The sequence below is a fragment of the Candidatus Nitrospira neuquenensis genome (genome assembly GCF_979578155.1).
Genome location: NZ_CEFZDU010000036.1, coordinates 100,627 through 126,038 on the forward strand (window position 1 = coordinate 100,627; position 25,412 = coordinate 126,038).

Annotated in this window: 24 protein-coding genes; 7 read left to right on the forward strand and 17 right to left on the reverse strand. The window is 71.6% G+C overall.

Annotated elements, in window-relative coordinates:
- The first annotated feature begins 49 nt into the window (after positions 1 to 49).
- Entirely contained in the window at positions 50 to 1,912 is a 1,863-nt protein-coding gene (locus AC1U7O_RS14630) for an ABC-F family ATP-binding cassette domain-containing protein (RefSeq protein ID WP_479895572.1), read from the forward strand.
- Positions 1,913 to 1,974: 62 nt separating this feature from the next.
- Here the strand turns inward: AC1U7O_RS14630 and AC1U7O_RS14635 are convergent, their stop codons facing one another.
- Positions 1,975 to 2,361, reverse strand: a complete 387-nt coding sequence (locus AC1U7O_RS14635) for a DUF433 domain-containing protein (protein WP_479895667.1) — start codon at positions 2,359 to 2,361, stop codon at positions 1,975 to 1,977.
- Between the two features lie 181 nt (positions 2,362 to 2,542).
- Between AC1U7O_RS14635 and AC1U7O_RS14640 the strand changes: the two genes are divergently transcribed.
- Positions 2,543 to 2,782, forward strand: coding sequence for a ribbon-helix-helix protein, CopG family (locus AC1U7O_RS14640; RefSeq protein WP_479895573.1), 240 nt, complete (start codon positions 2,543 to 2,545; stop codon positions 2,780 to 2,782).
- A 4-nt stretch (positions 2,783 to 2,786) separates the two neighbouring features.
- On the forward strand, positions 2,787 to 3,209 hold the full coding sequence (locus AC1U7O_RS14645) for a type II toxin-antitoxin system VapC family toxin (RefSeq protein ID WP_479895574.1): 423 nt from the start codon (positions 2,787 to 2,789) through the stop codon (positions 3,207 to 3,209).
- 43 nt (positions 3,210 to 3,252) lie between these two features.
- Here the strand turns inward: AC1U7O_RS14645 and AC1U7O_RS14650 are convergent, their stop codons facing one another.
- The gene (locus AC1U7O_RS14650) at positions 3,253 to 4,557 is read right to left on the reverse strand and encodes a replication-associated recombination protein A (protein WP_479895575.1); all 1,305 of its coding nucleotides are present in this window, start codon (positions 4,555 to 4,557) and stop codon (positions 3,253 to 3,255) included.
- A gap of 94 nt (positions 4,558 to 4,651) precedes the next feature.
- On the opposite strand from AC1U7O_RS14650, the gene AC1U7O_RS14655 reads away from it, so the two are divergent.
- The gene (locus tag AC1U7O_RS14655) at positions 4,652 to 5,449 is read left to right on the forward strand and encodes an alpha/beta fold hydrolase (RefSeq protein WP_479895576.1); all 798 of its coding nucleotides are present in this window, start codon (positions 4,652 to 4,654) and stop codon (positions 5,447 to 5,449) included.
- Between the two features lie 9 nt (positions 5,450 to 5,458).
- On the opposite strand, the gene folE is transcribed toward AC1U7O_RS14655, so the two are convergent.
- From folE to AC1U7O_RS14700, 9 genes are all read right to left on the reverse strand, one after another.
- Entirely contained in the window at positions 5,459 to 6,046 is a 588-nt protein-coding gene (folE, locus tag AC1U7O_RS14660) for a GTP cyclohydrolase I FolE (RefSeq protein ID WP_479895668.1), read from the reverse strand.
- Positions 6,047 to 6,080: 34 nt separating this feature from the next.
- A complete protein-coding gene (locus AC1U7O_RS14665) occupies positions 6,081 to 6,488 on the reverse strand; it encodes a 6-carboxytetrahydropterin synthase (protein ID WP_479895577.1) in 408 nt (135 codons plus the stop codon).
- A gap of 89 nt (positions 6,489 to 6,577) precedes the next feature.
- Positions 6,578 to 6,898 (reverse strand): iron-sulfur cluster insertion protein ErpA, encoded by a 321-nt coding sequence (gene erpA / locus AC1U7O_RS14670; RefSeq protein WP_479894720.1) that lies wholly within the window; start codon positions 6,896 to 6,898, stop codon positions 6,578 to 6,580.
- Between the two features lie 13 nt (positions 6,899 to 6,911).
- On the reverse strand, positions 6,912 to 7,256 hold the full coding sequence (locus AC1U7O_RS14675; protein WP_479895578.1) for a 2Fe-2S iron-sulfur cluster-binding protein: 345 nt from the start codon (positions 7,254 to 7,256) through the stop codon (positions 6,912 to 6,914).
- Positions 7,257 to 7,263: 7 nt separating this feature from the next.
- Positions 7,264 to 8,553, reverse strand: a complete 1,290-nt coding sequence (nuoF, locus tag AC1U7O_RS14680; protein WP_479895579.1) for an NADH-quinone oxidoreductase subunit NuoF — start codon at positions 8,551 to 8,553, stop codon at positions 7,264 to 7,266.
- Positions 8,554 to 8,970: 417 nt separating this feature from the next.
- Positions 8,971 to 9,567: a urate hydroxylase PuuD gene (locus AC1U7O_RS14685; protein WP_479895580.1), complete on the reverse strand. Its 597-nt coding sequence runs from the start codon at positions 9,565 to 9,567 to the stop codon at positions 8,971 to 8,973.
- Positions 9,568 to 9,788: 221 nt separating this feature from the next.
- Entirely contained in the window at positions 9,789 to 10,730 is a 942-nt protein-coding gene (gene mdh / locus AC1U7O_RS14690; protein WP_479895581.1) for a malate dehydrogenase, read from the reverse strand.
- 90 nt (positions 10,731 to 10,820) lie between these two features.
- The gene (locus AC1U7O_RS14695) at positions 10,821 to 11,219 is read right to left on the reverse strand and encodes a hypothetical protein (RefSeq protein ID WP_479895582.1); all 399 of its coding nucleotides are present in this window, start codon (positions 11,217 to 11,219) and stop codon (positions 10,821 to 10,823) included.
- Between the two features lie 107 nt (positions 11,220 to 11,326).
- Positions 11,327 to 14,368 carry a nitric oxide reductase activation protein NorD gene (locus AC1U7O_RS14700; protein ID WP_479895583.1) on the reverse strand — a complete coding sequence of 1,014 codons (3,042 nt, stop codon included), beginning with the start codon at positions 14,366 to 14,368 and terminating at the stop codon, positions 11,327 to 11,329.
- Between the two features lie 164 nt (positions 14,369 to 14,532).
- Between AC1U7O_RS14700 and AC1U7O_RS14705 the strand changes: the two genes are divergently transcribed.
- Together AC1U7O_RS14705 and AC1U7O_RS14710 are read left to right on the forward strand one after the other, a co-directional pair.
- Positions 14,533 to 14,958 (forward strand): ferredoxin-thioredoxin reductase catalytic domain-containing protein, encoded by a 426-nt coding sequence (locus AC1U7O_RS14705; protein WP_479895584.1) that lies wholly within the window; start codon positions 14,533 to 14,535, stop codon positions 14,956 to 14,958.
- 17 nt (positions 14,959 to 14,975) lie between these two features.
- On the forward strand, positions 14,976 to 16,262 hold the full coding sequence (locus AC1U7O_RS14710; protein WP_479895585.1) for a M28 family metallopeptidase: 1,287 nt from the start codon (positions 14,976 to 14,978) through the stop codon (positions 16,260 to 16,262).
- Positions 16,263 to 16,312: 50 nt separating this feature from the next.
- On the opposite strand, the gene AC1U7O_RS14715 is transcribed toward AC1U7O_RS14710, so the two are convergent.
- From AC1U7O_RS14715 to AC1U7O_RS14740, 6 genes are all read right to left on the reverse strand, one after another.
- Positions 16,313 to 16,597 (reverse strand): DUF167 domain-containing protein, encoded by a 285-nt coding sequence (locus AC1U7O_RS14715; RefSeq protein ID WP_479895586.1) that lies wholly within the window; start codon positions 16,595 to 16,597, stop codon positions 16,313 to 16,315.
- Between the two features lie 37 nt (positions 16,598 to 16,634).
- Positions 16,635 to 17,846, reverse strand: coding sequence for an NAD(P)/FAD-dependent oxidoreductase (locus AC1U7O_RS14720; protein WP_479895587.1), 1,212 nt, complete (start codon positions 17,844 to 17,846; stop codon positions 16,635 to 16,637).
- Positions 17,847 to 17,905: 59 nt separating this feature from the next.
- Positions 17,906 to 18,343 carry a hypothetical protein gene (locus AC1U7O_RS14725; protein ID WP_479895588.1) on the reverse strand — a complete coding sequence of 146 codons (438 nt, stop codon included), beginning with the start codon at positions 18,341 to 18,343 and terminating at the stop codon, positions 17,906 to 17,908.
- 46 nt (positions 18,344 to 18,389) lie between these two features.
- Entirely contained in the window at positions 18,390 to 19,208 is an 819-nt protein-coding gene (locus AC1U7O_RS14730) for an AAA family ATPase (protein ID WP_479895589.1), read from the reverse strand.
- 110 nt (positions 19,209 to 19,318) lie between these two features.
- Positions 19,319 to 22,066 carry an ATP-binding protein gene (locus AC1U7O_RS14735; RefSeq protein WP_479895590.1) on the reverse strand — a complete coding sequence of 916 codons (2,748 nt, stop codon included), beginning with the start codon at positions 22,064 to 22,066 and terminating at the stop codon, positions 19,319 to 19,321.
- Positions 22,063 to 23,592, reverse strand: coding sequence for a phosphatidylglycerol lysyltransferase domain-containing protein (locus tag AC1U7O_RS14740; protein WP_479895591.1), 1,530 nt, complete (start codon positions 23,590 to 23,592; stop codon positions 22,063 to 22,065). The genes AC1U7O_RS14735 and AC1U7O_RS14740 overlap by 4 nt, the downstream gene beginning before the upstream one ends.
- Positions 23,593 to 23,856: 264 nt before the next feature.
- Here AC1U7O_RS14740 and AC1U7O_RS14745 point away from each other — a divergent pair, with 264 nt between their 5' ends.
- The gene (locus AC1U7O_RS14745) at positions 23,857 to 25,326 is read left to right on the forward strand and encodes an ATP-grasp domain-containing protein (RefSeq protein WP_479895592.1); all 1,470 of its coding nucleotides are present in this window, start codon (positions 23,857 to 23,859) and stop codon (positions 25,324 to 25,326) included.
- Positions 25,327 to 25,412: the final 86 nt, after the last annotated feature.

Genomic DNA, 25,412 nt, shown 5'->3' on the forward strand with positions numbered 1-25,412 from the left:
CTCGTTCCCATTCGTCACCCTTCACCCCTCGCGCCTCACCCGTAGCGCCATGCTCCAGATCGAATCCGTCAGCAAGCAGTTCGCGCACCGCATCCTGCTGAAGGAGGCGTCGGCCCACCTGCGGCCCGGCTCGCGGGTCGGGCTCGTCGGCCCCAACGGCGCGGGCAAGACCACGCTGCTGCGCATGATCCTCGGCGAGGACGCGCCGGACCAGGGCACGATCCGCAAGCGCCCGCGGCTGCGCATCGGCTACCTCCCGCAGGAGCTCGAGACCCTGAGCGGCAAGACCGTCCTCGACGCCGCGCACCGCGACCAGTATCCCGAGCACGAGGCCAAGCGCGTGCTGTCCGGCCTGGGCTTCGCGGAGGCCGACTTCGGCCGCCCCGTCGAAACGCTCTCCGGCGGCTACCGCATGCGCGTCGCGCTCGCCCACCTGCTGCTCAGCAACCCCGACGTCCTGATGCTGGACGAGCCGACCAACCACCTCGACAAGCCGACGCAGGCTTGGTTCGAGCAGTTCCTGCTGCGGTCCGCCATGACGATCCTCGTCATCAGCCACGACACGGCCTTCCTCGACCGGATCGCCACCCACATCTGGGAGATCCGCCACCACCGCATCCTGGAGTGCAAGGGCAACTATTCCAAGTACGTCGAGTGGCGCAAGGAGCGCGAGGCCCATCAGGCGGCCGCCGCCGACCGGCAGGACAAGGAGATCGCCCGCGTCCAGAAGTTCATCGACCGGTTCCGCTACCAGGCGAACAAGGCCAGCCAGGTCCAGTCGCGCATCAAGCAGCTCGAGAAGGTCAAGTTGATCGAGCGGACGCGCGACCCCAAGCGCGTGCGATTCAAGTTCCCGGAGCCGCCGGCGAGCGGCCGGCAGGTGCTGGAATTGCGCGGCGTGGCCAAGCGGTACGGCGACACGGTCGTCTACACCAACCTGGATTTCGCGGTCGAGCGCGGCCAGCGCGTGGCGCTCGTCGGCGAGAACGGCGCGGGCAAGAGTACGCTGCTCAAGATGCTGGCCGGCGTGCTCCCCTTCGAGCAGGGCTCACGGATCGTCGGCCACGGCGTCACCCTGCACTACTTCGCCCAGCACCAGGCCGAGAGCCTGAACCCCGAACACACGATCCTCGACTCGCTGGCCGAGATGTCGAACCAGGCCGAAACGAACTTCCTGCGCGGCATCGCGGGCGCGTTCCTGTTCTCGGGGCCGGACCAGAAGAAGCCGATCAAGGCCCTGAGCGGCGGCGAGCGCAACCGGGTGGCGCTCGCGCGCATGCTCGTCGAGCCGGCCAACACGCTCCTGCTCGACGAGCCGACCAACCACCTCGATCCCGCCTCGGTGGACGTGCTGACCGACGCGCTCACGGCCTTTCCCGGCACCATCGTCTTCATCTCGCACGACCCGACCTTCCTCAGCCGCGTCGCGACCCGCGTGGTCGAGATCGAGGACGGCCGGGCGCGCGACTACTTCGGCGACTACGAGTACTACCTGTGGAAGCGGGCCCAGGAGCTGGACTCCATCAAGGAGTCGAGCGCGGACGTGACCCCGGCCAAGACGGTCAAGGGGGCCAAGGCGGCCAAACCCGCCGCGACGCCGGCCCCGACGGCGCAGCAGGCGTCCCGCAGTCCCGTCGGCGGCGGCGACCGTCGCGAGCTGACCAAGACGCAGGCGCGGCTGGAGAAGCAGGTCGCAAAGGCCGAGGAGGAGATCGCGGCGATGGAAACGAAGGTCCGCGCCCGCGACCAGGAGCTGGCCGACTCGACCCTCTACCAGGACTACGGCCGCTGGCACGCGCTGTACGAGGAGCAGGAGCGCTGGAAGCGGGAGCTGGAGCGGCTCACGGCCCGGTGGGAGGGCCTCTCGAAGGAGCTGGAGCAGGTCAAGCAGAAGCTCGCCGTGGCGGGGTAAGTCCTCCGGCCTTGCCGCCCCTCATCCCCTCCGACCGACGGTGATTCTCCCCCTTCGGCCTGCTACAAAATCCCCACGGCTCCGGCCCCGCCAGGGCGGGAACGGGCCCACACCCTCCGTCGCGGAAGCGACGCCGCCCTGGACCGCCGGCTCATTGAGACCTGCCGCGCCGAAGGCCGATGTCCCGTCACGATGGACCTGGACTTCGGCGATCCCTGGTGGGGTGACGCTAGACTTTTGGCTGCATGGTCAAGCACCGCAGGAACCTGCGCGATGGTGACGCCGGGGAACCACCCCACAAACTGAGTCATCTGCACCCCGTCTTCGAGCTTCTGAGCAAGCGCTGCGAGCGGGACGCGTGTGCCGCGGAAGACCCACTCGCCGCTCACGCGCTGCGGGTCACGCTCGACCGAGGTCGGATTCTCCTTTAGGCTCCTGCACTTGTCAATGAGCTCCCGGTCCCCGCGCGGCCGTCATACTCGGTTCCGTGGAGCACCGTTCCACCTGACAGAAGCCTACGCTGCTGCTCAGGCCGTCGGCCGCGTTACGGGCGGGCTTGACGGAGCCTCGCCACAGTCATACAATCCGGACGCGTCCGTCATACCCGAAGGTCCACCGGGGAACGCCGCCGTGAAAACCCTCTCCGTGAAGCTCGATGACGCCCTCTACGCGCGGGTCCTCGCCGTGGCGAAGCGGCGCGGCGCCACGCAGTCGGAGGTGGTCCGCGACGCGATCCTCGCCGACCTCGAAGTCCCTCGCGGCAAGCGCGTCGGGTCCGCCTTGGACCTGGCCAAGGATCTGGCCGGATGCGTGACCGGTCCTCCCGACCTCTCGACCAATCAGGCGCGACTGCGCGGGTTCGGACGATAGGCGCATGCGCGACGTCGTGCTGCTGGACACCGGCCCGCTCGTCGCCTTTCTGAACCGGACGGACCGGCACCATGAGTGGGCGAAGACTCAGTGGGAGCGGGTACGTCCTCCGTTCTTCACCTGCGAGGCCGTGCTCGCGGAGGCGTGTTGTCTGCTCCGCGCCTACCCGGGCGGCGGTCAGGCTGTCCTCGCCCTCGTGGATCGCGGCGTGATCCAGGTCGGCCTCGATCTGGAGGACGAGGCGGAATCGGTCGCCGCCCTCCTGGGACGTTACGGCAACGTGCCCATCTCCCTGGCCGATGCCTGCCTTGTGCGGATGGCGGAGCGACAGGGTCGGAGTCGCGTCCTGACGTTGGACAGGGACTTTCGCATCTATCGCAAGCACCGGCGCCAGGTCATCCCGACGATCATGCCGCAGGGGCGCTGACCCTACCGCCGGGGAGCCACGGTGGCACACTCCCGACCGTTCCTCATTCCCCCGTCTTCGGCCGATAGTACCGCTTGCCCTTCAACGGCGGCGGGAGGTGCTCCTGCTCCTTCTTCGCCGCCGCGTCCTCGTGCACGTAGCGGTATCCCTTTCCGTACCCCAGGTCCCGCATCAGCGAGGTGACCGCGTTCCGCAGGTGCAGCGGCACCCCCAGGTTCCCGTGCGCGCGGGCGTCCGCCAGCGCCTCCAGCAGCCCGGCGTAGGAGGCGTTGTCCTTGGGCCGCGTCGCGAGGTAGGTCGTCCCCTGCGCGAGGTTGATCTGGGCCTCCGGCAGGCCGACGACCTGCACCGCGTGGAACACCGCCGTGGCGACGAGCAGCGCGGAGGGATCCGCGTTGCCGACGTCCTCCGAGGCGAAGATCACCATCCGCCGCGCGATGAACTTCGGGTCTTCCCCGCCCTCCAGCATCCGCGCCAGCCAGTAGAGCGCCCCGTCCGGGTCGGAGTCCCGCAGGCTCTTGATGTAGGCGGAGATCAGGTTGTAATGCTCCTCCCCGCCCTTGTCGTAGCGGAGCGCTTGCTTGAGCAGCGCCGCGTCCATGGCCCGCTCGTCCACGAGGACGCGCCCGTCCGGCCCCGGCGGCGTCTGGGTGACGACGAACTCCAGCGCGGTCAGCGCCGCGCGCGCGTCGCCGTTGCCAAAGCCGATCAGCCGCCGGCGCGCCTCGGCCGACAGCGCGACACGGAGCCGGCCGAGCCCCCGCGCCTCGTCGGCGACGGCCCGGTCCAGGATCAGCCCGATCGCTTCGTCGGACAGGGGCGCGAGCACCACGACGAGGGAGCGCGAGAGCAGCGGCGCCACCACTTCGAAGGAGGGATTCTCGGTCGTCGCGCCCAGGAGGATCAGCGTCCCCTTCTCGACGTGGGGCAGGAAGGCATCCTGCTGCGCCCGGTTGAAGCGGTGGATCTCGTCCACGAAGAGGATCGTTCGCTGCCCGCGCAGGGCGCGCCGCTGCTCCGCGGCCTTGATGAGCTGGCGCAGCTCGGGGATGCCGCTCGTGACGGCGGAGAAGAAGACGAAGGCGGCCTTGGTGCGGCGGGCGATGAGCCGGGCGAGCGTGGTCTTCCCGCAGCCGGGCGGGCCCCAGAGGATCACGGAGGTCAGGCGGTCGGCCTCGATCGCCCGGCGGAGCGGCCGGTCGGGTCCGAGGACCTCGTCCTGGCCGACGAACTCCTCGAAGGTCAGGGGGCGCATGCGCTCGGCGAGCGGGGCGCCGGCGCCCCCCGCCGCGTCGCCCTGCTCCGGCTCGGGCTCGAAGAGGTCGGGTTGAGGCGCGTCGTCCGGCATGGGGGGAGATTGTAGCCGACGGGGGGAAGGGCCGCAAATGCGGTTGACGCGGCGCGCCGCCCCGTGTTAGCACCGCGCGCAGAGGAGGCTCGTCATGACCGCCACGACCGCGACCATCAACGGGATCACGCTCGCCTGGACGGACGAGGGGCAGGGCCTCCCCGTCGTTCTGCTCCACGCCTTTCCGATGAACCGACGCATGTGGGAGCCGCAGGTGCGGGCGCTGCGGGCGCGGCACCGCGTCATCGCGGTGGACCTGCGCGGCCACGGCGGCTCCGACGCGCCGCTCTGGCGCTATTCGATGGATGAGTTCGCCGACGACGTGGCGGGGCTGCTGGACCACCTCGGGATCGAGCGGGCCGTGCTCGTCGGGCTCTCGATGGGCGGCTACATCCTGTTCGCGTTCTGGCGGCGGCACGCGGCCCGGGTGAGGGCCCTCGTCTTCGCCGACACGCGGGCGACGCCGGACGACGAGCCGGGGCGCGCCAAGCGGATCGCGATGGCCCAGGCCGCCCACCGGGAAGGCCCGCAGGCGGTCGCGGACGCCATGATGCCGATCCTCCTGAGCCCCGCCTCCCGGACCGGCCGGCCCGACCTCGTCACGCTGGTCCGCGAGATCATCGGGAGCACCCCGGTGAGCGGCATCCTCGGCGACCTGATGGCCCTGCACGACCGGCCCGACTCCCGCCCGACGCTCCCGACCATCGCCCGCCCGGCCCTCGTGATCGTGGGCGAGCAGGACAGCGGCACCCCGCCCTCCGACGCGCGCGTGATCGCGGAGGGCATCCCCGGCGCGCGGCTGGAGGTCATCCCCGGCGCGGGGCACCTCTCCAACCTGGAGCGGCCCGACCTCTTCAATCGCGCGCTGTCGGAGTTCCTGGACGGAGTTTGACGGGAGGGCTCAGAACGTCGGGCCGCCGCGGATCAGCCTGAGGAACTCGTCGCGGGTCTGTTTCTGCGTGCGGAAGACGCCGAGCATCTCGCTCGTCACGGCCAGGGTGTTCTGCTTCTCGACGCCCCGCATCATCATGCAGAGGTGCCGCGCCTCCATGACGACGGCGACGCCGTGCGCGTCGAGCTTGCTCTGGAGCGTCTCGGCGATCTGGACGGTCAGCCGCTCCTGGACCTGCAGCCGGCGGCTGAAGGCGTCCACCACGCGCGGAATTTTGCTCAGGCCGACGACCTTCCGGTTCGGCAGGTACCCGACGTGGCAGCGCCCGAAGAACGGCAGGAGGTGGTGCTCGCACATGGAAAAGAAGTCGATGTCCCGGACGACGACCATCTCGTCGTACTCGACGGGGAAAAGGGCGCCGTTGAGGAGGGCGTCGATGTCCTGGCCGTAGCCCTTGGTCATGAAGCGGAGGGCCTTCTCCACGCGCTCCGGCGTCTTCTCCAGCCCGTGACGCGCCGGGTCCTCCCCCAGCAGGACGAGGAGCCGGGAGACGAGCTCGCGCAGGTCCCCAGCACTGCCGTTGCCGCTTGCCTCGATCTTCCGCCCGACCAGCCGCTTCGTCGCCACGCCGCTACCCCGCAAACTCAAAGTAGTTATCGCGGGTCTCGATCACCCCGACCTTCGCCAGCCGCCCCACGGGAACCCGCTTGACCAGCAGGTCCCAGATGAACCGCGCCAGGTTCTCGCCCGTGGTCGCGCGGGTCGCGAACTCCGGGTCGCCGTTCAGGTCGCGGTGGTCGAAGCGGCCGATGACCGTCTCGCCCACGACGCGATCCAGCTCGTCCAAATCCGTCACGCGACCGGTCCGGGGCTCCACCGGCCCCCGCACCGTCACCAGCACCGTGTAATTGTGGCCGTGGCCGTTGGGGTTGTTGCACTTGCCGAACACCCGCCGGTTCTCCTCGGGGGTGTACCGCTCCGAGTGCAGCCGGTGCTGCGCCACGAACCGGTACCGCCGCGTCACGCTGGCTTCGTCCATGGCAGGGGCCCGAGAAAGCAAAGAGCCGGATTGGCTGCCGCCCTCGACGGGACAATCCGGCCCTTCGCTGTTCCGGTCGCCGGGGCGACCTACGCGCTGAAGGAGCTGCCGCAGCCGCAGGTCGTCTTCGCCTGCGGGTTCTTGATCGCGAACCCGGAGCCCTGGAGGCTCTCCACGTAGTCCACCTCCGCCCCCTGGAGCAGCGGCGCGCTCTGCGAATCCATGATGACCTTCACGCCGTCCTTCTCGATCACCGTGTCGTCGTCGGACAGCTTGTTCTCGAAGGCCATGCCGTACTGGTACCCGTGGCAGCCGCCGCCGCGCACGTAGATGCGCAGGCCCACGACGTCCTGCTCTTCCTTGATCAGCTCCTGGATCTTCTCCCCGGCCTTCTGCGTGATCGTGACCATGGTGTCCTCCCGGTTACCCCCTCGCCGCCCCGGCCTGCCGCCCATCGGCCGCCGGCCGCTCCCATTTGTGCTCCGGCACCCGCACCACCACGTCGCCCAGGATCCGGGCCTGGCAGCCCAGGCGGTGACAGGGCTCGGTGAGCGCCTCGCGGTCCAGCAGGTCCTGCTCGTCGAAATCGATCTCCGACAGATTCTCGCCCCCCTCCTGCACCTCCACGCGACAGGTCGTGCAGGAGGCGTTGCCCCCGCAGTCGTGGGTGAGCGGGAAGCCCACCTCCAGCGCCGCTTCGAGCAGCGTCAGGTTCGCCGCCACCTCGCCGCTCTTGCCCTCGGGATGCAGGAACGTGACCCGCGGCATGCGCGCCTCAGACCCTCGCCGGCTCGGGCTGGAACGGGCAGCGATGGAGCGCGATGTGCTCCTCGAACTCACGGCGGAACAGCCGGACCGCGCTCTGCACGAGCACGGCCGCGCCCGTGACGAGCGTGCAGTACCCCGTTCCCTTCACGAACCCGCAGAGCTGCAGCAGGGTGTCGAGGTCCTTCTGCGTGCCGTCGCCCTGCTCGATCTTGGCCATCAGCGTCGCGAGGTTGATCGTGCCCATCCGGCAGGGCGGGCACTGGCCGCAGCTCTCGTTCTTGAAAAACTCCGAGAACTTGAGCGTCTGCGCGACCATGCAGGTCGCGTCGTCCACGACGATCACGCCCGCGGAGCCGAGGCCCGTGCCGGCCTTCTTGAGCGAGTCGAAGTCCATGGGCAGGTCCAGGTCCGCCGCCGTCACCATCGAGAAGGCGGGCCCGCCGGGGAAGACGGCCTTCACGCCCCGGCCGCCCGGGACGCCGCCACCGAACTCCTCGACGAGCCGCCGCAGGGGCGTGCCCAGGGGCATCTCGTACACGCCGGGCCGGTGGACCGCCCCGCTGAGCGAGAAGAGCATCGTGCCCGGGCACTTCTCCGTGCCGACCGAGGCGAACCAGGCGGCGCCGTTCCGGAGCACCAGCGGGATGTTGCAGAGCGTCTCGACGTTGTTGACGAGGGTCGGCTTGCCGTAGAGGCCGAAATCCGTGGGGTAGAACGGCGGCTTCTGGCGCGGCATCGCGGGCCGGCCCTGCATGGACTCGAGCATGGCCGTCTCCTCCCCGGCCACGTAGCTGCCCATGCCGGTGTAGAGCTCCAGGTCGAGGTCCAGGCCGGTGCCCAGGATGTTCTTCCCGAGGAAGCCGCGGGCGCGGGCCTGCTCGAGCGCCCTTTCCAAGTTCGTCCGCTCCTCCTCGTACTCGTGGTTCACGTAGATGAAGGCGGCCTTCGCGCCGACCGTGTGAGCCGCGATCAGACAGCCCTCCACCAACTGATGGGGATAGTGCTTGAGGAGGTAGCGATCCTTGAAGGTCCCCGGCTCATGCTCGCCGGCGTTGCAGACGAAGTACCGTTCCTTGACGCGGTGGTTCAGGACCTTGTCCCACTTCACCCCCGTCGGGAAGCCGGCCCCGCCGCGCCCCCGGAGCCCCGAGCGCTTGATCTCGGCGACGACCTCCTCCCGGCTGAGCCCCGTCACGCACGTACGCCAGGCCTCGTAGCCGCCGCGGCGGACGTAGGCGTCCAGGTCCCAGGGGGAACCGTTGACCGGTTGCAGGAGCCGGGGTTCCGTCGCGGTCACGTGCCGATCCTCCATCGCAGCTCGTCGGTTTCCGACCGAGCGGGTCGGGGTGATCACTATAAAGCCCGCCTCGCCCCGACGTCAAGGTTGAATCGCCCCATCTTGCCTGAAAGTCAATCACTTAGCCCGCATGATCCATGATCGCTTCTACTGCAATCGCGGATTTGCGGCTGCGACGAGCCTGACCGACGCCTCGGCGCGGCCAGGCGGGCGGGCTCGCCGCTCGGGCGGTCACCGTGCTGCAGGGAGCACGCCTCCCTCTCTCGCGGTTCCGCGCGCCCGTCTCGCACGCGACTGCGCGATTTCGTCACGAACCGTCTTGAATCATGCGGGCTTGGCCCTTCGGCCCCCGCCGAAATGATTCGCCCCGGCCCTCCGTTCGCGGGAGGACCGGGGCGAGGCCGAGATCGGCGCGCGTTATTTCACCGGCAGGTGGCTGGCGGCGCCCATGAAGAAGAGCATCGGAATCGAGAGCAGGAAGTTGATCCGCGAGGCGTAGAGGGCCTTCTTGGCGAGGGCGGCCATCTCGGGCGGCGTCGGCTTGCCGGACTCCGCCGCCTCCTTGGTCATGCGGATGACCTCCCTCTGGCAGGGCCAGATGATGGCGTGCACGTTGACCATCATGATGATGCCCAGCAGGCCGCCGATCCAGATCGCCTTGTCCCCGGTGCCGGCGAGCGTGGGATGGAGCATGAAGATCAGCACGAGGCCTGCCAGCACCGTGACCGTCGCCCCGTGGCGGAACCAGGCTAGCGCGACCGGCATGAGGCGCGGGATGACCACGCCCTTCTGGCCCGCGTCGAGCGACTTGAGGAAGCCCGCGTTGATCAGGTTGAAGAAATACAGGAGGCCGATCCAGGTGATCCCGGCCAGGAAATGGGTCCAGCGGAACAGTTGCTCCGCCCAGGCGCCGCCCTCCGGCATGCCCGCGATCCCGACCCAGATCCCGGCCAAGACCACGGTCAGGCCGACCCCTGCGCCGATGGTCTTGTACGGATCCTCGAGGAACGTCATCGCGTCACCATCCTTTATGCTTGCCCAGTGATGGCCGAGGTCGCGCCGGACGCGCCCGCCGCCCGCGGCTCGGGCCTCCGACGCGGCCTCAGGTTCGTCGCCGCCGGGGAACTCTGTACAGGAGTCTCGTTCGGAATGTCAAGCGCGGCCGGCCCCTCACGGCGGGCGCGGCCTGCGGCCGTGCACGGCCGGCCGTGTCGGCGACGAATACGTACCGGCCCTCAGAAGCCGAGCAGGCGGTCCACCGCGTCGCACAGCTCCTTCACCGCCGCGGCGGAGGTCCCGAGCGCCGCGCGCTCGGCGGCGGTCAGCTCGTACTCGACGACCTGCTCGACGCCGCCGCCGCCCAGCCGGACGGGCACGCCGACGAACAGGCCCTCGATTCCGTACTCCCCGTCGCAGCGGACGGCGCAGGGCAGGATCTTCTTCCGGTCCTTGAGGATCGCCTCGACCATCTCGACGGCGGCCGCGGAGGGCGCGTAGAAGGCGCTGCCCATCTTGAGCAGGCTCACGATCTCGGCCCCTCCGTCGCGCGTCCGTTGGACGAGCGCCTCCAGCCGCTCCTTCGGCAGCCACTCGCTCAGCGGGCGTCCGCCGACGGTCGTATAGCGGATCAGCGGCACCATCGTGTCGCCGTGGCCGCCGAGCACCATGGCCTCCACGTCGCTGCCCGCGACGCCGAGCTCGGCCGCGATGAAGGCGCGCAGCCTGGCCGCGTCCAGCACGCCGGCCATGCCCATGACCCGGGCCTTGGGAAAGCCGCTCACCCGGTGGGCGACGTAGGTCATCGCGTCCAGCGGGTTGGTGACGAGGATGAGGCAGGCCTGCGGGGAGCGGGCCGCCGCCTGCCGGACGACGTCCTGCACGATGCGGGCGTTGGTCTCCAGGAGCTGATCGCGCGTCATGCCGGGCTTGCGCGCGATCCCGGACGTGATGACCACGACCGAGGAGCCGGCCGTCTCGTCGTAGCCGTTGCTGCCCACGACGCGGACGTCGTAGCCGCAGATCGGCCCGGCCTGCGCCAAGTCCAGCGCCTTGCCCTGGGGCAGGCCCTCCACGACGTCCACCATCACCACGTCGTAGCAGTTCCGCTCCGCCAGCCGCTGGGCCACCGTCCCGCCGACGTTGCCGGCCCCCACCACCGTCACCTTGGGTCGCGCCATCTCTAACTCCTCGTAAGGCGTGAGACGCGAGACGCGAAACGTCTGAGCGCAGCGGCGGTACCTATTCCCTTACGCCTCACGTTTCCCCCCTCACGGGCTCTCGTGCTCGGTCCAGCCGGCCACCTTGAAATTGATCGTGCAGACGAAGTTCTCGCCGTCGTAGAAGTTCACCTTGATCTTCTTCTTGCCGTAGGTCGCGGCCAGGAATTCCTCCGGGCGCTCGATCAGCTCCCGAAAGCCCCCCGGCGGATAGGTCCCCAGCTCGTGGAAGGTCACGATCATCCCGCTCTTCACTTCCTCCAGAACCTTCGCCGTGCAACGGGGGAAGACCTCCCAGAACTTCGCCTCGATCTCCTCCTTCGTGGGCTCCCGCCGCTCCTCGCCCGGCGCGACCGGCCGCGCGAACTTCGCCAGCCGCCGGACGTAGGGATACTGGTGCCCGGTGAAGAGCTTGTAGAGCCAGGGCGGGACGGTGCGGTCGGACGTCATAAGCAGAATCTTCGGTGGTCGGCTCTCGGTGTCGAGCCGGCCCCTTCGGCCTCATCGCGTCAACGAACGATCGTCAATCGGCCATCCCTCAACCACCGGGCTCCCCATCACGCCGTCAGTCGCCGGTACACGCGCGGCAGGCGCTCGGGCAGGGCCGCGGCCCGGTCGATCACCAGGTACCGCACGTCCCCGTACATGCGCCGCAGATAGTCGTCGGCCTCCCGGTCCACCGTGATGCAGAAGGCGTCCACGCCCCGCATCCGGGCCTCCCGCAGGGCCATCTTCGTGTCCTCCAGCGAATACTCGTCCGCGTAGCCGTCGTCCAGCGGCTTGCCGTCGCTCAGCAGCAGGAGCAGCCGCACGCGGGCGCGGCGCTCCAAGAGCCGGCGCGTCGCGTGCCGGATGGCGGCGCCGTCGCGGTTCTGTGCGAGCGGCGTCGCCGCGCCGATCCGCTCCGCCGCGCGGCCGCGGCCCGGCTCGTCGAAGTCCTTCAGCACGAGGACGTCCACCTGCCGCCGTCCCTGGCCCGAGTAGCCGTAGACCGCGTACTGATCGCCCACGGCGTCGAGCGCCTCGCAGAGGAGGACGAGCCCTTCCTTCTCGACGTCCACCACCCGCCGTCCCTCGGGGTCGATCCGCCGGCCGGTCGAGCCGCTCAGGTCCACGAGAAAGGCCGCGGCCACCTCCCGCTCCCGCTTCTCGCGCCGGACGTAGATCCGATCCGAGGCGTCCGCGCCGGCCGACCGGTCCGCTGTCCTGGTCACGAGGGCGTCCAGGTCCACCTCCTCGCCGTCGGCCTGGCCGCGCACCAGCCGCAGGCCGGGCGGACGGATCGCTTCGAAGTAGCGCCTCAGGAGCCGCACCGCGCCGCCGTGGGCCGCGAGCGTCGCCTGCGCGAACCCGCCGCCGCCCTCCGGCGCGGGCCGCTCGACGACCCGGCACCAGGCGGACCGGTAGTCGCGGATCACGCCGTCCCACTCATCGTAGAGGAACTCGGCCCCCCCCGCGCCGGCCCGGACCGGCGGCCCGCGGCGCTCGTCCCCGACCTCCAGCATCTGCTCGATCGGCGAGAGCGGCCGCCCGCTCCCGACGCCCACGGCGCCGCCGGCCTCGTGCCCACGACCGGTCCCGCCGACCCGCCCGCTCCCCTCGACGGCGGCCCCGGCCAGGCCCGCCTCATCCTGCTCGGCCTCGCCGGCGCCGGCAGGCCGCGGCGGGCCGCTCTCCGCCCCGATTTCGCCGACCTGATCCGCCTTCATCTCGCCGCGGTAGGCCCAGTTGGTCATCGGGCGATACCGGCCGGACAGCTCCTCGGAGGCCTTGGGCCCCGCCCCGGCGTCGGGGCTGTCGGCCCCCTCGCCCTCGGGGCCCTCGACGCCGACGGCCAGCAGCTCATCGAGCAGGACATACAGGCGATCCGCGAGGCGGACCGCATCTTCAGCCGTCGTGCCCGTCGCGAAGACGCGCTCGGCGAGCGTCCAGGCCCGCTCGACCACCCCTCCGACCGCCTCGGGCGGGGACGGCGTCTCGGCGCCCAGCGTCGTGCGGAGCAGGAGCGCGTCCACGACCAGCTCCCGGACGGACAGCCCGTGCCGCAGCGAGCGGGTCGTCACCGCCTCCCGCGCGAGCGCGGCGAGGTCGCGGCTCAAGCCCGGATACTCCTCGCGGAGCCGGTGCTCGACCCGGGCGTCCTCCAGCAGGGCCCAGAGGTCGCGGATCACGCCGGGCTGCGGATAGAGGCGGAAGAGCTGCTCCAGCGTGCGCGGCGGGGACGCGGCCGAGCCGCCCTCCGTCCGCGGGTAGCGCCGGCGCACCGCCTCGGCCAGGTCGGCCAGCCGCGCGAGCGGGAGGTCGTAGGTCCCGAACTCCAGGTGCCCCGCCTCGTGCGCCGCCATCACGTGGTAGAGCCGCACGTTGTCCGCCCGCGTCGGGTAGCGCCGCAGGACCGCGGGCAGCGCAAGCGTGCGCCCGTCGGGGCTCACGGCGGGCCGGGCCGGATCGCTCGCGCCCTCGGCCGCCTCCGGCAGGGAGCGGATCGCCACCTCCCGCCCGCAGAGGGCCCGGACGAAGAGCGCGAGCGGTCTGGCCACCCGGCGGAGCGGCACGCCGCTCAACGCCCGCTCGACCGAGGCGAGGGCGTTCTTCGTCTCGAGGGCGAAGTAGGCCCGCGCGCCCTCCGGGCTGTACTCCAGCACCTCCATGCCCCCCTTGAACCAGGCTTCGAAGGCCTCGGCGGCGTCCGCCGCCCCGCCGTGCAGGCCGACGACCTCCGGGCAGCGGCGCAGATAATCCAAGGCCGCTCCCGCGTCCCGCTCCGCGATCAAGGCGCCGTACCGGATGACCCGCAGTCGCCACTCCTCGGACGGGAGCGCGCGCGCGAGCCCGGGCGCCTCCGCCAGCCAGGCCGTGCCCGCGGCAGGGTCGCGGTCCGCCAGGAGCGAGCCGAGGGCGATCGCGGCGCGGCGCACGGCCGGCTCCGCCAGGTCGCCGAGCAGGGCCGGGCTCGTCCGGAAAAATTCCAGCGTGCCGATGTAGTCCGTCTTGCCGAGGCTGTTCTGGGTGACCAGCTTCATCCCGAAGCCGACCCAGGTCCGGACCTCGTCGAGCGGGATCACGCGCGCCAGGACCGGGCTCTGGCGCAGGAACTCGAACCCGAGGACGTAGTCCCACCGGGCCAGCTCGACGCCGACGTCCACCCAGGGGCCGAGCGCGGCGGCGGGCAGCGTCGTGAGCAGCTCCGGCGCGCGCCGCAGAAACTCCAGGGCGAGGTTGGCGTCCTGGTCGGCCACCTCCAGGGCCCGGGCGAGCACGGCGCGGCGGGACGCGGCGGCGTCGAGGAGGCCGAGGAGCAGGGGGCTCTCCTTGAAGTAGCGGAGCGCGGTCGCGCCGGAGGCGCCGGCCAGGGCCACGCCGAGGTCCAGCCAGGGCGCGACCGCGTCGAGCGCCCCGCGGCGCCGCAGCTCCGGCAAAGCCTCCAGGGCCCCCGCCGTGGCCTTGGCCGAAGCCTCCTCCAGCTCGTCGAGCAGCTCGGCGACGGCGCCCGCCGCCTCCGGCCCCGCGGCCCGCGCCAGCTCGCCCGCCAGCTCCGCGGCGGCCGCCTGCCCCAGCGCGCCGGCCAGGCGCGCGATGAGTCGTTGGTCCATCGTCATGGTCGCGTCATGGGTACGTCATGGGTACGTCACGGTCGCATCCCGGTCATCGAGCGGCGCGGACGCCGCCCGCTCCCCGCGTGAATTGGCGGATTGTAATGGAGGCGGAAAGGCTTGTAAACTGCCGTCGCGTCGGTTCCTCGTCGCCGGGAGGGAGATCGCCGATGGACGCGCCGAGCCGGGACAGCCTCGACAAGATGTGGAAGTTCGTGAAGGGGTTCGCCGAGAAGAGCGGGACGACCTTCCATCCGAACAGGGCCGTGACCGACGCGGTGGTCCACGGCCTCGCCGCGCACGTAGACGAGCTGGGCAAGCCGCTCTGCCCCTGCAACTTCTACAAGGACAAGCGGGCCGAGGCGAAGCTGCGCCGCTGGATCTGCGCCTGCGACGAGATGCAGATCTATAAGTACTGCCATTGCCTCCTGTTCGTGCGGGAGGACGGCATGCCGATCACCGAGTACCTGCCCGAGCACCACGAGGGGCGGCGGGTGTACGGCCTCGTGCCCGACCCGACGCCGGACCGAGGGCGCGCGCTCCGGCATCGGGCGACGGAGCGGGCCGCGCCGGAGGCGCCGCCCCGACGGCCTTGACGGGGCCGGCGCCTCCTATGCCCCGGCGTCGCGCGGGCCCCCGGCTCGCCGCCGCGGCCGGCCTCCTCGCCCTCGCCGCCGGCCTGACCGCCATGGCCGCCCTCGATCCCCGCAGCTTTCCTCCCTCCAGCGACCTCGGTCGCCGTCTCCAGGCCCACGTGAGCTACCTGGCGAGCCGCGAGCTGGCCGGACGGAAACCCGGCACGCCCGGTCACCGCGCCGCCACGGAGTACCTCGCGGCGCAATTCGGCGAGGTCGGCCTCGCGCCGCTCGCCTCGCTCGGCGGGTTCCGTCAGCCTGTCGGCGCCGCGCTGGGCGACAACCTGATCGGCCTGAGGCCGTCGGCCTCGGGCGGCGGCCGGATGCTCCTCCTCGGCGCCCACTACGACCACCTCGGCGACGCCTACCTCGGCGCGGACGACAACGCCTCGTCGGTCGCGATCCTGCTGGAGGTCGCGCGGCGGCTCCCCGCGCTTGCACACCACACAGTCCTCTTCGTCGCCTTCACCGCCGAGGAGGCGCCGTACATCCGGACGAAGGAGATGGGCTCGCAATACTTCGCCGACCACCTCCCGCCGGAGGTCGGCGCCCTCGGCAACCTGCAAGCCGTCGTGATCATGGACCTGATGGGCGGGGTGCACTGGGAGCCGCTCAGGGACACGATCTTCGCCGCCGGCGCGGAGCAGGCGCCGGGACTGTACCGGCGCCTCCAGGAATCGGTGAGGGGTCAGGGGGTCGCAGTAAGGGGGGAAGACAGGCCGGATGCCTCCGCTCCCCTCCCTCCCCCCTCACCCCCCTCACCCCTTGCTGTCCTACCGGTGGGCCTGCACCTGGTCGAGGAGATCCCGCTCGTGGGCCGGGTGCCCTTCAGCGACTACGACGCCTTCCGGAACGCGGGTGTGCCGTTTCTGTTCCTCTCGGCGGGGCGCACGCCGCGGTATCACCAGCCCACCGACCTGCCGGACACGCTGCATTACGAACGCATGGCCGCGACGGTCCGCTGGCTCGTCGCGCTCCTCGCGCGCCTCGATCAGGACCGCGAGCCCTACCGGGTCGAGCCCGGCCGGATCGAGTTCGCCGACGAGGTGGCCGCCCTCCGGCCGCTGGCGAGGCTGGCCGCCGGCTGGGACACCCGCATTCCCGGCACGTCGTGGTTATCCCTGTTCAAGCTGAGGCGGGACGCCGACTGGCTGGGCACGCTGGACCCGGCGAAGGCGGGCCCGGAGGATGTCCGGCGGCTGGAGCGGCTCTCGATCCGCATGCAGTGTCTGCTCGCGGACTTCCCCGCCTGTTTTTTGATCTAGCCCTGAAGGCGGCCGACGCAAGGCCCGGCCCGAGGTCCCGGCCGCCGGGATCACGGAAGCGACAGCCGCTCCCCGACGAAACCGGCCGTGACCCCTTTGAGCAGGATCAGCTTCCGGCGGGAGGCGTGACCGGCCTTGAGTTCGACCGCCCGCCGGGGCAGGCCGAACAACTCGGCCAGGTAGGCGCAGAGCGCGTCGTTGGCCGCGCCGTCGGCCGGCGGCGCGGCGACGCGGAACTTGAGCGCCGCCCCGTGGACCCCGGCGAACGCCGTCCCGGCCGCCTTCGGCTGGACGTGGACGGTCAGGAGCACGCCCTCCGCCGTGTCGCGCATCATGGCCGCGTCGCCCGCCGCTCGTGAAGCGTCCCGCGCATCAAATCTTCCCCAGGACGCCGACGCGGAGCTGGTAGAAGATCAGGCGCAGCCCGCCGATGGAATAGAGGTACCGGAACGAGATCAACGACTTGAGCAGGGAGGCTACCCGCCCGAAAAACCGCAGCCGGCCGACGACCGCGACGGCGGCGCCCTGGCCGAGGGAGATCACCACGCCGGTCGTGTGGGGCACGAAGGGGAAGCGCCGGCGCCCCATGAGGTACCCCGCCAGCCAGCCGGCCTCGTTGAGCGCCAGCCGCGCCGAGGGGGCGCAGGGCCGGCCGGTGTGGGGATGGAGGACGAGCGCGCAGTCGCCCAGCGCGTAGACGTCGGTGAAGCCCTCGACCTGCAGGTAGCCGTTCACCCGGACCCGGCCCTTCGGGTCCAGCGGCAGGTCGGAGTCGGCCAGCAGCGACGGCCCCCGCACCCCGCCCGCCCAGACGACGAGCGACGCCGCGCAGGTCTCGCCCGAGGCGAAGAGCAGCCGGTCCTTCTCCACGCGGGCGATCGGCGCGCGGAGCTTGATCTCCACGCCCTTGGCCGCCAGGACCGCCGCCGCATACTCGGCGATCCGCGGGTGCAGCCCCGGCAGGAGCCGGTCCTGGGCCTCGACGAGCAGCACGCGGATCGCCCCCGGCCCGAGCCGGTACTCGCGCCGCCACCGGGCCGCCTCGTCGGCCAATTGCCCCGCCAGCTCCACCCCGGTCATGCCGGCGCCGCCGACCACGATCGTGAGCGGCGCCGCGTCCGGGCCCTCCCTCGCGCGGCGATAGACGGCCTCCTGCAGACGGACCTGGACCCGGTTGGCCTGTTGCAGGGTCTGGATGCCGACGGCGTGCTCGCGGAGGCCGGGGATGAGGGGCTGGGGGCTGTCGAAGTAATCCACCTCGCCGCCCAGCCCGATGACGAGGCAGTCGTAGGCGAGGGGGCCCTGGCTGGTGAGCACCTTGTGGTCGGCGAGGACGAAGCCGGTGACGGCGGCCTGCCGGAAGGCGACGCGCCGGCCCTCCAGGACCTTGGCCAGCGGCACAGTGACGAAGTCCGAGAGCACCGAGCCCGCCGCGACCTGGTGCATCTCGGTCACGAGCTGGTGCAGCGGGTACTGATCCACGAGCAGGACCTGGCCCGTCCAATGACCCCGCCAGAGCCCCCGCTCGAGGTCGAGGGCCAGCCGCAATCCCCCATAGCCGGCTCCGAGCACGAGCACGCGCATGGCGCCTCACCATCGTCCCTGGGCGTGGCGCGGGCGGCGGGGGAAACGCGGCCGGCAGGTCAGCCCTTGACGGTCTGAAGGGTCTCCCGCAGCTCCCGGACGCGCCCGGCGAGCAAGTCTAAGTGCATGTCGCGCAGCGCCTGGTCCTCGCGGGTCTTCCACAGCCGGTGGAAAACCGTCCGGATCTCCCGGCGGAGCGTGACGGCCTTGGCGTAGGCGACCGTCTTGCCCTGCTCCTCGGTGACCCGGCATCCCGCCTTCTTGAGGGCGTAGAGCTGATCGTGGAGGGCGGCGAGCCCGGCCTCGTAGTCCGATCGGCCCTTGAGCCCCGTGATGGTCGCCTCGATCATGCTCGTCAGATTGATCTCGGTCTCGACCCCGCTCGCGCCCGTCGCCTGCTGCAGGAACTCGCCGGCCCTCGGGTGCATCAGACTGCCGCACCCGGCCAGCAGCCATCCCGTCACGACCACCGCCGCCACCCGTCCCGCCACCCGCATGTCCGCCTCCCTGCGCCTCCCGATAGCCCGTTCCGGTCGGTCGTCCTCACGCGAATATCGCTCCCGCCAGCTCCTGGATCGTCCCCTGCATATCCGGATCGTCCGTGATCGGCCGCGCCACGGCCGTCTCGCAGGCGCGCGCCGGCGGCACGCCCTGGCGGATCAGCGTGCCCGCGTAGATCAGCAGCCTGGTGCTCACGCCCTCCTCCAGCCCGTGGTTCCGGAGGTTCCGCACCTTCTCGCCCAGCCGGACCAGCTTGAGCGCGAGGTCCTTGTCCACCCCCGCCTCGCGCTCGATGACGCGGGCCTCGACCTCGCGCGGCGGATAGTCGAACTCGATCGCCAGGAACCGTTGCTTGGTGCTCTGCTTCAAGTCCTTCAGCACGCTCTGGTAGCCGGGGTTGTAAGAGATCACCAGCAGAAAGTCGTCCACCGCCTCGATGACCTGCCCCTTCTTCTCGATCGGCAACAGACGCCGGTCGTCGCTCAGCGGATGGATGACGACCGTCGTGTCCTTGCGCGCCTCGACGATCTCGTCGAGGTAGACGATCGCGCCGTGCTTCACCCCCAGCGTCAGCGGGCCGTCCACCCAGACCGTCTCGTCGCCCTTGAGCAGGTAGCGGCCGACCAGGTCGGAGGCGGTCAAGTCCTCGTGGCAGGCCACGGTGACGAGCGGGCGGCCGAGCCGGTAGGCCATGTGCTGGACGAAGCGCGTCTTCCCGCAGCCGGTCGGGCCCTTCAGCATGACCGGCATCCGGTTCTTGGCCGCGAGCGTGAACAGGCCGATCTCCCCGTTCACCTCCTGGTAGTAGGGTTCCTCCCGCAATCGGAACCGATCGATCTCCTGTTCCTGTCCCTTCCCCATCGCCACGCGCCCTCCTTGAGGCGGGATGCCAAACCCGTCCGCCGGCCGCGAGCCGCATTATATGCCCCCGTCGCGCGCCCCCACAAGCCGCGCGGCGGAGCCGCCGCCCCTCACGCGGCCCGGCGGTCGAGGATCTCGCGGACCCGTCGCGCCAACTCCTGGGGCGCGAAGGGCTTCGTCAGCAAGTCGCCGTCGCCCCGCACGGCGGCGTCGTCCGTGTAGCCGGACATGTAGAGCACGCGCATCTCCGGATGCGCCGCCGCCAGCCGCTCCGCCACCTCCCGGCCGCTCATGCCCGGCATGACCACGTCGGTGAGCAGCAGGTGGATCGGCTCGCGGGTGTCCACGCCCAGGCGGAAGGCCTCGAGGCCGTCCGACGCCGCCAACACGCGGTATCCCCGGGCTTGGAGCTGCTCGCTCACCATCGTCCGGATCATGTCCTCGTCCTCGGCGAGCAGGATCGTCTCGCGGCCGCACGGCATGGCGTCCGGCGCCCGTCCGCCGGGGGCCTCGGTCGCCGTCTCGGCCGCGACCCGCGGGAGATAGACCGTGAAGGTCGCGCCCTCGCCCGGCTCGCTCTCCACCCAAATGTGGCCGCCGCTCTGCTGCACGATCCCGTACACCGTCGAGAGCCCCAGGCCGGTGCCCCTGCCGCGCTCCTTGGTCGTGAAGAAGGGCTCGAAGATGTGGGCCCGCACCTGCGGCTCGATGCCTCGGCCGGTGTCCGAGACGGCCAGCGCCACGTAGGCACGGACCGGGGGGGTGCCGGCGGGCGCGTCAGGGGAACCGGGCGCAGCGTCGGCGCCGAGGTCCGAGAACAGGAAGCCCTGGCCGGCCGGCTCCACGTCGGCGGTCTTGATCGTGAGCCGGCCGCCCCCGGGCATCGCGTCCCGGGCGTTGACCACCAAGTTCAGCAGGACTTGCTCGATCTGGCCCGGGTCGGCCCTGACGCGACCGAGCCCCGGCGCCAGGTCGGTGATCAACGTGATGTGCTCGCCGATCAGGCGGCGCAGCATGGATTCCAGGCCGGTCACGACCCCGTTGAGGTCCAGCACCTTCGGCTGCAGGACCTGCCGCCGGCTGAAGGCGAGGAGTTGCTGCGTGAGCGCGGCCGCCCGGCCGCCCGCCTTCTGGATCTCCCCGACGTCCGCCGCCACGGGATCGCCCGGCGGCAGCCGGCTGAGGATGATCTGGGCGTAGCCGTTGATGACCGTGAGCAGGTTGTTGAAGTCGTGCGCGATACCGCCGGCGAGGTGGCCGATCGCCTCCATTTTCTGGACCTGCCGGAACTGCTCCTCGAGCTGCCGGTGCTCGATGAACTGGCCGGTCTTGTCCCCGATGTCGGCCAGCATGAGCAGCAGGTCCTCGTCGGGCGGCCGGATCTCGTGGCTGAAGAACTCGAAGACGCCCCGCACGCGGCCGCGCACGCGGATGGGGCATGCGAAGGCGGCGTGCAGACCGGCGCGCGCGGCGGCCGGCGCGCGGGGGAAGTTGCGGTCGGTGACCACGTCCGGAATCCAGACGGCCTCCCCGCTCTGCCAGACCCGGCCCGGCAGCCCGACCCCGGGGGCGAACGTGCCCCGGCGGGTCACCGCCTCGAATTCCCCGGCCTCCCGCGAGGGGGCGCACCAGAGCGCGACGCAGCGGAGCACCCGCGCCCGCTCCTCCACCAACCAGAGCGCGCCCAGCTCCCACCCCAGGCTCTCGCAGATCGTCTGCAGGATGCGGCCGCCCGCCTCCTGCACCGTCCGGGCCTCGGCCAGCACCTCGGTGGTCACGTACTGCGCGCGCAGGCGCCGGGCCCCTTCCCGCACCGTCGCCTCGGCCTCGCGGGCCCGCGCGCTCTCCCGCCGCGCCTGCGCGTACTCGCGCCGCAAGCGCGGGACGGCCCAGAGCAGCAACGTGAACATCGGCCCCCAGACCACCGCGCCGGCCACGAGCAGCTTGAGCAGGACGTCGCGGATCGGCTCGAGGATGTCGGCCTCGTCCATGCGGACCAGCACGCCCCAGCCCAGGCCGCCGGCCGCGTCCTCCCCCCGGACGCGGGCGTAGCCCGTCAGCACCCGCACGCGGCGGCGGAGATGCTCTTCCTCGACGTAGCCGGGCTCGCCGGCACCGGCCAGGGCGAGCCGGGCCGAGGGCAGGCCCATCGCCAACAGGTTGACGTTGCCCTTGTGCGCCAGGTCCGAGTCCACGAAGGCCAGGCCGTCACGGTTGAGGAATTGATATTCCAAGGTCCCCAAGAAGCCCTCGCGCGCCTGGAAGGCCCTGATCGTCCGGGTCACGACGCCCTCCACGGCCGGCAGCCCCGCGAGGCTCATCACGACGCCGGCGAAGGCCCCATCCGGCCCGGCGATCGCCGCCGTGACCGCCACGGAGTCCACGCCGCCGGCCGCCTCGTAGGGCCCGACATCGCCCAGTACGACCGCGGCCCCGCCGCGCGCGGCCAGGAACCATTCCCGCCGCCCGACGTCCAGGGCGAGGGTGGCGGGATCGGTCGCGGCGACCAGGCGCCCGTCCGCGTCGGCGACCCCCAGCCAGAGATAGACGCCGGAGGCCTGCTTCATCCAGAGGAGGTAATCGGTCAGGTAGGCCGCGTCGTCCAGGTGCCCGCCGCAGGCGAGCGCCATCATCCGGGCGTCGCCCGCCCGCTCGAGCAGGAAGCGGTCCAGCTTGTCCGCGATCTCCGCCGCCGCGAGCGAGAGGCTCTCCCCGGTGGTGGCGACGAGCCGGGCCTCGATGGAGTGCAACGCCAGGCCGGCCGCCAGGAGCGCGACGAGGGTCATCGCGATGATGAGCCCGGGCAGCCAGCCGTAGGGCTTGCCGCCCGGCGACTCCGCCGGCGGGGAGAGACTCATGGTCCGGGCCTCGTGGCGATGAAGCTGGAAGCCAGCCGCAGGGGGTGATAGGCCCGCTTCGAGGCGGCGAGGCCGGGCAGTCCCGCATCGTCCAGCGTGTTGATGAGCGCCGCGCCGTGCGCGGCCGCCTCGCGGCAGCACTCCCGGAAGAGGAATGAGGCCAGGCCCGGGAGGCTCCGGTCCGCCACCTCCAGCAGCACGCAGAACACCGCGGGCGCGCGCCGGTAGCCCGCCGTGTAGGCCGCGATCGCCCCCTCCACCCGGATGACGAGCCCCGTGAGCCCGAGCGCCTCCGCGTGGGTGAGCGCCTCGTCATGGGCCGAGGCCGAGTCCTCCAGCATGTGGCGCGCCGCCGCCGACAGCCCCCGCGCCTCCCGCTGGGCCGCCCACCGCCGGTAGAGGGCCAGGCAGGCCTCCCGGTCCCGCTCGCGATAGGGGGCGACCGCAAACCGGCCGCCGCGCGCAAAGCGGTTGCAGGCCGCGCGCTGGGACTTGTAGCGGTCCCCGGCCAGACGCACGAGGTCCTCGGCCCTGTAGAGGTAATCGGCATCCTTGGGCGCGACTTGACAGCCGGCGGCCAGAAATCGGGGGACCAGCTCCTCGGCGACGTTCTCGATGCGGCTGACGGCCGAGTCGCCGTTCCTGGCCCGCATGACGGCGAAACAGGCCTCGATCGCCGCCGGGAAAGTCTCCGTGCCCTCCCCGATCGGCAAGGGCGGAAGCGGCATGAAGAGGCCGTCCGGCGACTCGGCGAAGAGGCAGAGGTGGCCGTGCAGCTCCGCCGACGAATAGGCCAGGACCCGCCGCCAGATGAAATGGTAGGGAAAGGCGTAGGCCCCGAGGGGCGTCTCGATGGCGGCGACCGCCCGCTCGAAGCGGGCGCGGTCGTCGAGGGCCAGGGGCGCCAGGACGACGGACGACGGCGACGCGGGGACGCGGGGCGCAGAGGACGCGGCGGGGCGCAGCCGCGCGGTGAGCCGCGGCAGCGACCGGAGCACGACGACGTCCTCCTGGAACCGGCCGATCAGTCGCGGATGGGCCGCCAGCTCGTCCAGCGAGTCCTCGGCCTCCAGCAGCGCCGCGACCTCCGCGGCCCGAACCTCGGCCTCGTGGCCGCCGCCCTCGCGCAGGAAGGGGCATTTCGCGTCCCAGCCCAACAGAACCTCACGCCCGTCGGCGCTCCACATGAGCGCGAAGGGATAGAGCCGGCAGTCCAGCGGCCGGGCCTCGTAGATCCGGCAGTGGGAGGTGGCGGGGTCGAACGCGGGACACAGGTAGCCCTCGCCCAAGGGGTTCGGGACGACGCGGACCTGGCCGCCGCTCGCGTCGGCGAAGGCGGCGGGCGGCAGCCCCGCCTCGACGGCGCGGCGGATTTCGTCGTCGGTGAAGTAGGGGCGAAGACCGCTGTCCGGCTCGGGAAACCGGCAGCAGACGTCGCAGCGCAGGCAGACGTGGCTGGGCACGATCTGCGGGAGCACCCTGAGTCGGGCCCGCTCCGCCGCCCCGGCCTGCGCCCCGGCGTCCATACGTGGAAGCATACCCCCCCGCGCGCGGGCAAGGCAAGGAACGCGGCCCTGGACGCGCCGCGACGGTCGGCCTGCGTCCCTCGGCGCCCGCTCTCTTGTCTCCGCGCGAGATCGCATGTTACGATCCCGGCCATTCGACGGGGGTATCGCTCCGCGCTCCGGCCAGGGCCACATGCAGCCGACCGACCAGCTCCATCCCGCGAGACCTCCCCACCGGACGCCGCCGCCGGCCCCGGGCGTCCGGGCCTGCTGATGGGGGGCCCCTTGGCAGTCGCGAACGCCGCCGCACCGGAGACGCGCGCCCGCCGCTGCGCCGAGATCAGGGCCCGGTTGATCCGGGACGGTCTTTACGAGCCGGAGGCCGCCGACCGCTCCCCCGGGTCGCCCGACGCGCCGCAGGGGGTCGCCACGCGCTGGCGCATCGCCCCCGAGCCCTTCCTCCTCTCCCGCGACGACCTCGCGTTCTTCGAGAGCCTCGGCGGCCGCCTGCTCGCCTTCTCCCGCGCGCTGAACCGCCTGTACCAGGCGAGCGTGCGCGGCCGGCAGCCGGCCTGGGTGGCGGCCTACCTCGACCGGGGCAAGCCCGAATCCCTCGTCGCCTTCGCCCGCATGAAGCGGTTCCGCGACCTGCTGCCCGCCGTGATCCGGCCGGACATCCTCCCGACCGAGGCGGGCTGGGCGATCACCGAATTGGACTCGGTGCCGGGGGGCCTGGGGCTGACCGGCGCGCTCGCCGCGGCCTACGGCGACGCGCACGAGATCGTCGGCGGCGCGGACGGGATGGTCCGCGGCTTCGCCGCGATGCTCCGCCACCAGGCCGAGGGCCGGCCCGGCGGCGTCGCGATCGTCGTCTCCGAGGAGGGCCGCGACTACCGGCCCGAGATGGCCTGGCTCGCCGCGCGGCTCCGCGAGTCGGGCCTGGAGGCCCGGTGCGTCGAGCCGCGCGACCTGCGCTTCACGGAAGAGGCCCTGTTCGTGGGCGCCGAGGGGGGCGAGCGGCCCGTCGCGGTGCTCTACCGCTTCTTCGAGCTGTTCGACCTCATGAACGTGCCGAAGGCGGAGCTGGTCATGTACGCCGCCAAGAAGGAGCGGGTCGTGGTCACGCCGCCCTTCAAGCCCTGGCTGGAGGAGAAGCTGGCCTTCGCCCTGCTGCACCATCCGGTGCTCGCGCCCTTCTGGCGGGAGGAGCTGGGCGAGGACGCCTTCGCGGTCCTGACCGGCCTCCTGCCCCGCACCTGGGTCCTCGACCCGAGCCCGATCCCGCCGTCGGCGGTCGTCCCCGGCTTGGAGGTCGGAGGCGTCCCGGTCACCGACTGGCGCGCCCTGGCCTCGGTCTCGCAGAAGGCGCGCCGGTTCGTCATCAAGCCCTCGGGCTTCTCCGAGCTGGCCTGGGGCAGCCGCGGGGTGTCGGTCGGGCACGACCTGCCGCAGACCGAATGGGCCCAGGCATTGGAGCGGGCGCTTGCGTCCTTCCCGACCACGCCCTACATCCTGCAGGAGTTCCACAAGGGCCGGCAGTTCGAGCTTTCGTACCACGATCCCACGGCCGACCGGATCGTGCCGATGGCCGGCCGGGCCCGGCTCTCGCCCTACTACTTCGTGCGGGGCGACCGGGCGGAGCTGGCCGGCATCCTGGCGACCGTCTGCTCGCCGGAGAAGAAGCTGATCCACGGCATGCGCGACGCGATCCTGGCGCCTTGCGCCGTAGCCCCCGACCAGTTGGAGGCTGATTGACGACCGTAGAATTGTGATGGTCGAACGGTGTGCGTTCACCCGACCATCCCCGATCAACGATCATCGCTCATCCGATCGATCACCCC